Genomic DNA, 8,731 nt, shown 5'->3' on the forward strand with positions numbered 1-8,731 from the left:
TATGGGAGAAGTCGCCCAAAGGTGCAGCGGCATGCCGGATTTCACCGGCCCCTAGTGTACGCCTTCTTCTTCCTCTTCGTACCACTGCTCAAGCTGGGCTTGAAGCGCGCGGATTTCGGTCAACAGCGAGATCAGCGGATAGTTGCTCTCCTGAATGGATGAAAAAGCGCTCTCCAGCCGGTTGATATAGGCCAGCCCGGATTCCAGTGAGTGCTCCTCGCGCAGCAGCTCCAGGGAATCACACTCCGCAATAGCAAGCGGCAGATCCGGGACATTAACCGCGGTCAGCTTGTCGATCTCTTTATTGAGGCGAAGATTGAGGGCGCTCAGCTGATACGCATACTCCTCCGGCATCTCCACGAACTGCAATTCCTGCTTCTGCTGCAACATTACATACCGCATTTTCGGCATAAGTCATTCTCCCTCCGAACTTGTCTTCCTTCTTGACAGTGTAGCCTATGGGCAAGTTACAATTCAAGTAGAGATCGTAATTTTCCTGTGGAGAGGACTTGTGAGAGAAACGATGACTAGAATGACCAATGAAGAGTTGCAGCAGTGGATCGAGCAGGTGTCACAGGACAGCTTTGGTGTCCCTTTCCGGCACTCGGCCAGCTTTAACAGCCGGCTGAGCACAACGGGAGGAAGATATTTTACCAAGAGCCATAATATTGAGATCAACCCGATGCAGCTGGAAATGTTCGGGCGTGAAGAGACCGAGCGCATTATCAAGCATGAGCTGTGCCATTATCATCTTCACCTGGCAAAACGGGGATATATGCACCGGGACGCCGATTTCAAAAAACTGCTCGCCATGGTCGGCGGAAGCCGGTTTTGCCAGACCCTGCCTGGAGCCAAGGGGCGTAAGGTGCTGCCTTACCGGTATAAGCTTGTCTGCACTGCCTGTTCGACTGAATACCCGCGCAAACGCAAGGCTGATCCGAAGCGCTACCGCTGCGGCAATTGTGCCGGCAAGCTCAAGCTGATTGCCCTGGAAGAAGGCCAAGGGAGAGCTAAATAGGGAAATTTTAGAGTTCGGGGTCGGTCTTGATGATCAGGCCCATAAGTCCAACAAAAGAAGCTGCCTGTTCTGCGGAAATGATACAGCCTGCAAGATCTTCAATGTCGACATTCAGACCGGAGAAGCTGCAATCGCTAAGATCGATTTCTTTTAATTTACAGCCCGCCAGGGTGGCCTGATCGATTTCGCATTCCGAGAATTCTACATGATTCAGGTTCGCCTGGTAATAATCGCTGCTGACCAACCGGCAGTTCGCAAAAGCCGTCCCCTTAAATTTACCGAAGCGAAAGCTGGCGAAATCCCCGATACAATCCACCATCCGGACATTCTGAAACCGTCCCCTGCTGAAATCGGTTCCGGTCAGTTTACAATTCCGAAACTCTGTCCGGTGCACAAAAGCGTCACTGAAATTCACATTCGACAGATCACAATTTTCAAATATAACATCCGTCAGTTCAATGGCGTTCAGTGTAGATTCAGCAATCGTTACATTCCGGAAAATCACTTTATCGAACGAGACCCTGGCCGCTTCCTGATCTTCAATCAGACAGTCGCTGATGAGGCATTGGCTGATTTCTTCCTTTGATGTGAGAGTATGTATTTGCTGTGACTGTAGGGAATCTCGGTCGTTAATTTGGGGTGGATCAATCTTGTTTTTCATCTTTGCCTCCATGTAATTATTATATGATGTGCTACTTCAGCTTGCCCATTCCCAGATTAACCCGATAGTTGCCGAACTCCAGCAGCAGGTCAAGAAAAGTTGACAGTTCCTCTTGATCTTTGGCGTATACTCGCATCCAGTAGCAGCCTTCACCGCTAACCCGGTGCAGCTCGGCCACATTTACATGTTCCTGGGCGAATTTTTGAAAAGGCGGATGCACTTTGTTGGAGCTGAGGAACACAGTTATAAAAGCGTGGATGTTCTGTCCAAGCTTCTGCGGATTCCATCGCACCGTATAGCCCTCGATAATCTCCAGCTCCCGCATTCTGCGGATTCGGGCGCCAACAGCCTGCCCGGTCATGTGAATTTTCTCCCCAATTTCCTTCTGGGTTAACCGGGAATCTTCTATTATATACTGTAGGATTCTGTAGTCTATATCATCTATTGAGTAGTTATCCATTTATACGAGAATCCTTTCCGGGTGAAAGCAGATCTGGTGAATCTCTTTCGCCGCACAATGTATTCTGATCGAAGTCGCGTCTATACTTAGATTGTAGCAGAAGACAGAATGGATGAAAGAGGGTTTATGATGAAAATTCAGCTTATCCGCAACGCAGCCCTATGGCTGGAATACGGTGGTGTTTCTTTTCTGGTTGATCCTATGCTTAGTGAAAAAGGGGCGAATCCGCCTATTCCGAATACCGCAAATCCACGCAATAATCCCTTGGTGCCTTTGCCGGGGCCGGTTCAGCAGTGGCTTACACCTGATGCTGTGCTGGTCACACATCTGCACCGGGATCATTGGGACGGAGCCGCAGTGTCTCTATTGCCACACGAGCTTCCGGTTCTGTGCCAGGATGGGGATGGAGAGACTTTCGCGGAGCAGGGTTTTGAACATGTATCTGTGATTGGGAACAATGAGGGGATGAACTTTCAGAACGTGACGCTGATGCGGACCGGAGGCCGGCATGGCATAGGAGAAATTGGTGAGCTTATGGGTAAGGTATCAGGTTTTGTGTTCCGAGCCGAAGGCGAGCCAGTCTTATATGTAGCCGGTGACACGATTTGGTGCGATGAAGTAAAACAGGCTCTGGATGAACATAAACCGGAGGTGATTGTCGTCAATGGGGGAGGAGCGCAATTTCTGACCGGAGGTCATATTACGATGAATGAGAAGGATATTGTGGATCTATGCAACTATTCGCCTGCAGCATCTGTGATTGCTGTGCATATGGAGGCCATCAACCATTGCCTGGTTACCCGTGAACAACTTACAGCCCGGCTGGAGCAGGAGGGACTGCTGGATCGAGTCAAGATCCCGGGAGATGGGGAGTGGTGTTGATCCCGCTCCTGAAAACGATATCAAAATAGTGCGATAAGCTTGACTAGACTACAAAATCATGATAAATTATTCCTTGTTCATGTGAATGTTCCCTGATAGCTCAGTTGGTAGAGCACTCGACTGTTAATCGAGTTGTCACAGGTTCGAGTCCTGTTCGGGGAGCCATTTTCTTGGAGAGATACCCAAGTGGCTATAAGGGGACCCTCTGCTAAGGGGTTAGACTGCGTAAGCGGTGCGAGGGTTCGAATCCCTCTCTCTCCGTTCTGAATACATTTCATGCAAAAGAACTTCCCGGCGGAGGTTCTTTTTTTTGTCTTTAGCCTTCTGACAGAATTCTTGGCATTTCCCTCTCCTCCGATAAATAACCTGTTGATGCAATCCATCGGATATAACGATTGAACGGCTGGACTACAAGCCGCTGCGTGGCTTCCCGGACATTATGGAGAAAAAACAGTACACACATTACGCTGAACGAACCACATGATCCGGTAAAAGCAGCAGTTGTTCTGAAATTCGTTGACGGTAAGCAAACATTTGAAACGAAGGTTAATCCTTAAACTGACCTTGCGCATATGATAAAATAAACCTGACTGCTGAAAAGAAAGGCTCATAAGTGGGCCTTTCTTTTCGCATCCTAATACACTGTAGGCTTATACTCTCATAACATCTAAGGAGGCTATAAAATGATTGTCGGCGTACCCAAAGAAATCAAGAACAACGAGAATCGTGTTGCTATCACTCCGGCTGGAGTTGATGCTCTCCGCAGAGCAGGCCATGAGGTGTTCGTTGAGCAATGTGCGGGATCGGGCAGTGGCTTTGAAGACAGTGAGTATCTGGATAAGGGCGCAAGAATTGTGGAATCCGCGGCTGAAGTGTGGAGCAAGGCAGATATGATTATAAAAGTGAAGGAACCGCTCCCCGAAGAGTACGGTTATTTCCGTAAGGGGTTGATCCTGTTCACCTATCTGCATCTGGCTCCGGAAGCCGGATTGACTGCTGCCCTTGTGGAGAGTGGCGTAACAGCGGTTGGGTATGAGACGGTCCAACTGGAGGATGGCTCCTTGCCGCTGCTCATTCCCATGAGCGAAGTAGCCGGACGGATGGCGGTTCAGATTGGAGCGGGGTTGCTGGAGAAGCCGCATGGCGGCAAAGGTGTGCTGCTTAGCGGCGTTCCAGGTGTTCAGCCTGGTGAGGTGGTGATTGTAGGTGGAGGCATTGTGGGTACCAATGCAGCCAAGGTTGCGCTCGGCTTGGGAGCAAGGGTTACCGTGCTGGATGTGAATGCGACCCGGCTCCGGGTTCTCGATGATATTTTTGGCGGGCGTCTGGTTACCCTCATGTCTGATTCTTATCATATTGAACAAGCTGTCCGTAAAGCCGATCTGCTTATTGGGGCTGTGCTCATTCCGGGTGCCCGGGCACCCAAGCTGGTGAAAGAGTACATGGTGCAGCAAATGGCGGAAGGTTCTGTCATTGTGGATGTTGCAGTCGATCAGGGCGGTTCAATTGAAACGATTGACCGGATCACAACCCATGAGAATCCGACCTATGTGAAGCACGGAGTTGTCCATTATGCTGTGGCTAATATGCCGGGCGCTGTGGCACGGACCTCGACACTGGCGCTTACGAATGTGACGATCCCCTATGCCTTGCAGATCGCTAATCTGGGCATTCATGTTGCTGCATTGAACAATGCTGCCTTGGCCAGTGGAATTAACGTGGCTGCCGGGTATGTGACCAATCTGGCCGTAGCGCAAAGTCTGGGCTATGAAGCCGCTAATGGCATAGAGGTGCTGGCCGCTGCCGGAGGTCGAAACTAAGTGCGAAGGCTCAGGTCGATATCTTTTTGGCGGGAAGTGAAAGTAGCGGGGAGGACAGATTTCAGACGGATGCAGCTCCCCGCTATTTGATTCAAAAAAACTTCTTGTCAAAATCCGCAGTATTTGATATACTCATTTTTGTTGTGACAAACACATAAGTTATCAATCATGGCTCGTTGGTCAAGGGGTTAAGACACCTCCCTTTCACGGAGGTAACATGGGTTCGAATCCCATACGAGTCACCATATGCGGTAGTGGTGGAATGGCAGACACGCTATCTTGAGGGGGTAGTGGGTGTATACCCGTGGAGGTTCGAGTCCTCTCTACCGCATACAGTCACAATAGACCGCTCCTGAATCAGATACTACGTCTGATTGGAGCGGTCTTTTTTGTATAGAGACAGGCTGGTCCCACGGCAGGAAAAAGCTAAGATGGGGGCAGGCCCAAAAGCTCCGAAATCTGGCGCCGGTAGCGTTCGGCTCTACGCGTGCCATGGATCAGGTTGGACAGGCGATAAGGTGGGATATTATAAATCTCGCAGAATTTTTTCTGGTCCAGATGCAGCTCTGTCAGCCGCTGTTTGATTGCCCAGCCGTAGGGGGTTATGGGACGTTTGCTGTTCAAAAGGGGCTCACCTCTTATCGACTATCCAGCCGTATGATATAATGGGATAAGACATAATAATAGTTAATTATATACTTTTTTACGTCATTTTACAATAATAATTACGCAATTAAGTTTTTTTAAATATAGTGGAAGGCGGTTGGCATATGCAGTCCATATACGAACGAATTGAATACTTGATTAAGCAGAAGGGGATCACCAAGAAATCGTTCTGCGAACAGTTGAATATAAGTACAGGAAATATGGGAGACTGGAAGAGGGGCAAGTCAACGCCCGGGACGCATAAGCTGATCGAAATCGGGGCTTTTTTTCATGTGAGCCTGGATTGGCTAATCTTAGGCAAAAAATCACCTGAAATGGTGCGTGAAGGTTCGGAGGAATATTTTTTTGGACAAATTCGGCAATTGAATTGCCAAAGCAATGAACTGTTGCCTGAAGAGCAGAATTTCATTAAGGAATATATCGCCTTCACCCAATACCGCAAGCAAAAAGGAACGGAAGAAAATTCTTAATCACGGTAGCTTTACTTTTCGTAAGAATCAATTTATAATATTGAGTGTTGGCCTCAAACAATGCTTTAGTTAAAGTACACACCGCGCGGTAGTGGTGGAATGGCAGACACGCTATCTTGAGGGGGTAGTGGGTGTATACCCGTGGAGGTTCGAGTCCTCTCTACCGCATAACATTCAAAAAAGCAAAAAAACCTTGATGATTCAAGGTTTTTTTTGCTTTTTTTGTTTTCATTAAAGAAACTGATGTTAAAGATATTTTTTGACTTTGTTGACGATATGTTGACGAAATTTTTATTAAAATAACGAAGAAACGATAATCATTATTAATAATGTTACCGCTTTCACTGCCGGCTATAAATGAAATGCTTCCAACATTCGCATTATCTATCCTTGGGTTGCATCCATCATTTCATAACTGGAAGAATTCTAATTTTATACAAGTATTTTATGATATAAAGAATTTGCAACGGGATTACTTAAAAACTCTGAACATATATATTACTTTGATATAAAGAGTGTTTTGACACTCCTGAATAAAATTCAAATATTCGATTAATCTTATAGACAGCACCCCGCGGTAAGACCTCCGGTTTTTCTTCAATTGATTCAATTAACACAATTTACATAAGACCGTAAGAACAGAGATTAAGAAGAAAGAAGCTATTTTTGTGGGTCTTTGGTCTTTTATTTGAAAAAGGAGGATAGCGCACTTATATCGAATCTAATTAAAAATTATTCTAGCATCAAAGACAAAGGAGGTTTAGCTATGATCAATGTGTATGCTATAAATATAAAAAATGATGAGATAAATAAATTCATGAAGATGCTATACGTACATTGTTAGCAGAGGTATTAATCCGAAGAATTATTTACGATGATCTAAATATATTCAACAAAGATATCGTTTTCGGCACAAATGAATATGGAAAACCATTTTTGGAAAATGTTACTGATTTTCACTTTGATATATCACATGCAGAAAGCTGGGTAGTTTGTGCAACAAGTAAGCATCCAGTCGGTATAGATATAGAGCACGTTAAACCTATAGATTTTGAGATTGCTAAAAGATATTTTTCAAAAAGATGAATATCGTGATTTAATGTTGCGTGAATCGACCAAGGATTATCATTTTTTTATGATCTATGGATTTTAAAAGAAAGCTACATAAAGCCGGTTGGCAAAGGCTTGTCCATTCCATTAAATTCTTTTTGATTTACGGTTAGTAAGACCGGGAAAATAAAAGGCGATAAAGCTTGGAGCGTTGGGAGTTTAAACAGTACCATATTGAGAAGAATTATAAGATGTCGGTAGTGCTGAAAAGGATTTTTCGAATTATGTTAACGATAAAAGATTTGAGTGAACTTTGTAGAGGCAGTGAATTAGCATGAAAAAAATCTAAATTGTAGGTTTTGCCTATTTTCGTTACTTTGACAAATAACTCGAGGAGCACCTGTTTTAACTTTCCAAGGCACTCCATCTAGCATCATGGATGGGCTTCGAGGGCCTGCCTTGTTTTCAGATAAACATAAATTTTCTATCCAGTCCTGGTCGTTGATTTCGTGGTGTCTTAGCATCTTTTTTCATGGCTGTTACATGATTTTGTCTTTGGAAAATTATCCTATGGTTTCGTTTTTGAAGCAATATATAGTTTTTAGAGACACCATAACAAAAATAGGAGGGGTATTGATGAAAAAAAACTTTTTATGCAGGACCCTGAAGTTTCTGGATACCCGATTCATGCAAATTTGAATTCAATATTACCTAAGCATCCTTCATACTGGAATGGTTATTTACAAACCATATGCAATTAAGGTGTGACTGGTATGCTCCTGATACATTTCACTTGGCATTTTATCAGCCACTCATGAGGATCTATAATCTGCTCTTAAATATCCACAGTGTTCAAAAGGAACTGTTACGTTTACTTAAAATGAATATTTGTGATTTTGTAATAAAGGCCATATACAATGATAGCTACATTTACGTGCTTATAAATAAGAGGTTTATACCTAATTACAAAACAATTGAAAACTTGATGCATGATTTGCTGATATTTGGATATGACAAGGAAGTTATTGCGCAACACAGGCTACTTTTGAAGAAGTAGAAAGAGCTGTAAGTGAAGAAATAGATTATACTCTTGATCTCTGGGTATTTGGCATTCAACTTATATCATTTAATAACTGGAAGTCCTATGCTTTTAATTTCGATTACTTTAGGAATACTCTAGGTTATTATATGAATTCGACAAATACAGCTAAGAGATACGAAGTGATTGAAGGAATACCTGCTGAAGAACAATGCTTGCATGGTAGTCGAGAACCTATCTTTGGTATGGGGATTTATAGGAAATTAATTGAATTAGCTGATTTAGACTTTCAATATTTGAGAGCTGCACATATGCTATATGAGCATAAGGTCTTAATGACAAAACGAATTAGATACTTGAGTGATTTAGGATATATAAATGGAATGTTATTTGAAGACCCTTTTAAAGAAATAGAATTGAAAGCTAATGTTATTAGAAATAGAAACTACATTCTTAAAAATATGATAAATCAAGGGGAGAACTTCAACAAATTGAGACTTATATCCATGATTGACGATCTATCACAAACTGAAATGGAGCATCTTGAAAAATTCTTCCGTGCCATAAAGTAACTGTTACTGAAGTTGTTCATCCCTTTTGGTTCATGGGTTGTTCCGCCTTGAACTTGTTGTTTTTTGATATTAATGATATAATAGTAATAATAT

General features: G+C 43.9%; 10 protein-coding genes and 5 tRNA genes. 11 read left to right on the forward strand and 4 right to left on the reverse strand.

Annotation, left to right across the window (positions count from 1 at the left end; translation table 11 throughout):
• Window positions 1-51: 51 nt before the first annotated feature.
• The gene (locus A3844_RS21285; protein ID WP_074083244.1) at window positions 52-411 is read right to left on the reverse strand and encodes a hydrolase/acyltransferase; all 360 of its coding nucleotides are present in this window, start codon (window positions 409-411) and stop codon (window positions 52-54) included.
• Window positions 412-532: 121 nt separating this feature from the next.
• On the opposite strand from A3844_RS21285, the gene A3844_RS21290 reads away from it, so the two are divergent.
• Window positions 533-1,018 (forward strand): SprT family protein, encoded by a 486-nt coding sequence (locus tag A3844_RS21290; RefSeq protein ID WP_074083245.1) that lies wholly within the window; start codon window positions 533-535, stop codon window positions 1,016-1,018.
• Between the two features lie 7 nt (window positions 1,019-1,025).
• Here A3844_RS21290 and A3844_RS21295 read toward each other — a convergent pair whose 3' ends face one another.
• Together A3844_RS21295 and A3844_RS21300 are read right to left on the reverse strand one after the other, a co-directional pair.
• Complete coding sequence (locus A3844_RS21295) at window positions 1,026-1,679, reverse strand: pentapeptide repeat-containing protein (RefSeq protein WP_074108395.1); 654 nt, start codon at window positions 1,677-1,679, stop codon at window positions 1,026-1,028.
• Between the two features lie 31 nt (window positions 1,680-1,710).
• Window positions 1,711-2,139, reverse strand: coding sequence for an Lrp/AsnC family transcriptional regulator (locus tag A3844_RS21300; RefSeq protein WP_074108396.1), 429 nt, complete (start codon window positions 2,137-2,139; stop codon window positions 1,711-1,713).
• A gap of 129 nt (window positions 2,140-2,268) precedes the next feature.
• Between A3844_RS21300 and A3844_RS21305 the strand changes: the two genes are divergently transcribed.
• From A3844_RS21305 to A3844_RS21330, 6 genes are all read left to right on the forward strand, one after another.
• Window positions 2,269-3,021, forward strand: coding sequence for an MBL fold metallo-hydrolase (locus A3844_RS21305; protein WP_074108397.1), 753 nt, complete (start codon window positions 2,269-2,271; stop codon window positions 3,019-3,021).
• 89 nt (window positions 3,022-3,110) lie between these two features.
• A tRNA-Asn gene (locus A3844_RS21310) sits at window positions 3,111-3,186 on the forward strand.
• Between the two features lie 7 nt (window positions 3,187-3,193).
• Window positions 3,194-3,282 (forward strand) — tRNA-Ser (locus tag A3844_RS21315).
• Between the two features lie 422 nt (window positions 3,283-3,704).
• Entirely contained in the window at window positions 3,705-4,841 is a 1,137-nt protein-coding gene (gene ald, locus A3844_RS21320; protein ID WP_074108398.1) for an alanine dehydrogenase, read from the forward strand.
• Window positions 4,842-5,011: 170 nt separating this feature from the next.
• Window positions 5,012-5,086: transfer RNA gene (locus A3844_RS21325), tRNA-Glu, on the forward strand.
• 3 nt (window positions 5,087-5,089) lie between these two features.
• Window positions 5,090-5,172, forward strand: a tRNA-Leu gene (locus tag A3844_RS21330).
• A 95-nt stretch (window positions 5,173-5,267) separates the two neighbouring features.
• Here the strand turns inward: A3844_RS21330 and A3844_RS21335 are convergent.
• On the reverse strand, window positions 5,268-5,465 hold the full coding sequence (locus A3844_RS21335; RefSeq protein WP_074108399.1) for a Rha family transcriptional regulator: 198 nt from the start codon (window positions 5,463-5,465) through the stop codon (window positions 5,268-5,270).
• Window positions 5,466-5,611: 146 nt separating this feature from the next.
• Between A3844_RS21335 and A3844_RS21340 the strand changes: the two genes are divergently transcribed.
• The 4 genes from A3844_RS21340 to A3844_RS21360 all read left to right on the forward strand — a co-directional run bounded on the left by A3844_RS21340 (window position 5,612) and on the right by A3844_RS21360 (window position 8,638).
• Window positions 5,612-5,977 carry a helix-turn-helix domain-containing protein gene (locus A3844_RS21340; RefSeq protein ID WP_074083251.1) on the forward strand — a complete coding sequence of 122 codons (366 nt, stop codon included), beginning with the start codon at window positions 5,612-5,614 and terminating at the stop codon, window positions 5,975-5,977.
• 85 nt (window positions 5,978-6,062) lie between these two features.
• Window positions 6,063-6,145 (forward strand) — tRNA-Leu (locus tag A3844_RS21345).
• A gap of 660 nt (window positions 6,146-6,805) precedes the next feature.
• A complete protein-coding gene (locus A3844_RS32410; protein ID WP_425270618.1) occupies window positions 6,806-7,063 on the forward strand; it encodes a 4'-phosphopantetheinyl transferase family protein in 258 nt (85 codons plus the stop codon).
• Between the two features lie 1,185 nt (window positions 7,064-8,248).
• Complete coding sequence (locus A3844_RS21360) at window positions 8,249-8,638, forward strand: hypothetical protein (protein ID WP_074108401.1); 390 nt, start codon at window positions 8,249-8,251, stop codon at window positions 8,636-8,638.
• Window positions 8,639-8,731 lie beyond the last annotated feature (93 nt).

It is taken from the genome of Paenibacillus helianthi, from assembly GCF_001909055.1.
In the GTDB taxonomy this organism is placed as follows: Bacteria; Bacillota; Bacilli; order Paenibacillales; family Paenibacillaceae; genus Paenibacillus_AQ; species Paenibacillus_AQ helianthi.

Coding starts and splice junctions, on each gene's coding strand:
- A3844_RS21305 (WP_074108397.1), top strand. CDS start 2,269: ATGAAAATTCAGCTTATCCGCAACGCAGCCCTATGGCTGGAATACGGT.
- A3844_RS21340 (WP_074083251.1), top strand. CDS start 5,612: ATGCAGTCCATATACGAACGAATTGAATACTTGATTAAGCAGAAGGGG.
- A3844_RS21290 (WP_074083245.1), top strand. CDS start 533: ATGACCAATGAAGAGTTGCAGCAGTGGATCGAGCAGGTGTCACAGGAC.
- A3844_RS21295 (WP_074108395.1), bottom strand. CDS start 1,679: ATGAAAAACAAGATTGATCCACCCCAAATTAACGACCGAGATTCCCTA.
- A3844_RS21285 (WP_074083244.1), bottom strand. CDS start 411: ATGCCGAAAATGCGGTATGTAATGTTGCAGCAGAAGCAGGAATTGCAG.
- A3844_RS21300 (WP_074108396.1), bottom strand. CDS start 2,139: ATGGATAACTACTCAATAGATGATATAGACTACAGAATCCTACAGTAT.
- ald (WP_074108398.1), top strand. CDS start 3,705: ATGATTGTCGGCGTACCCAAAGAAATCAAGAACAACGAGAATCGTGTT.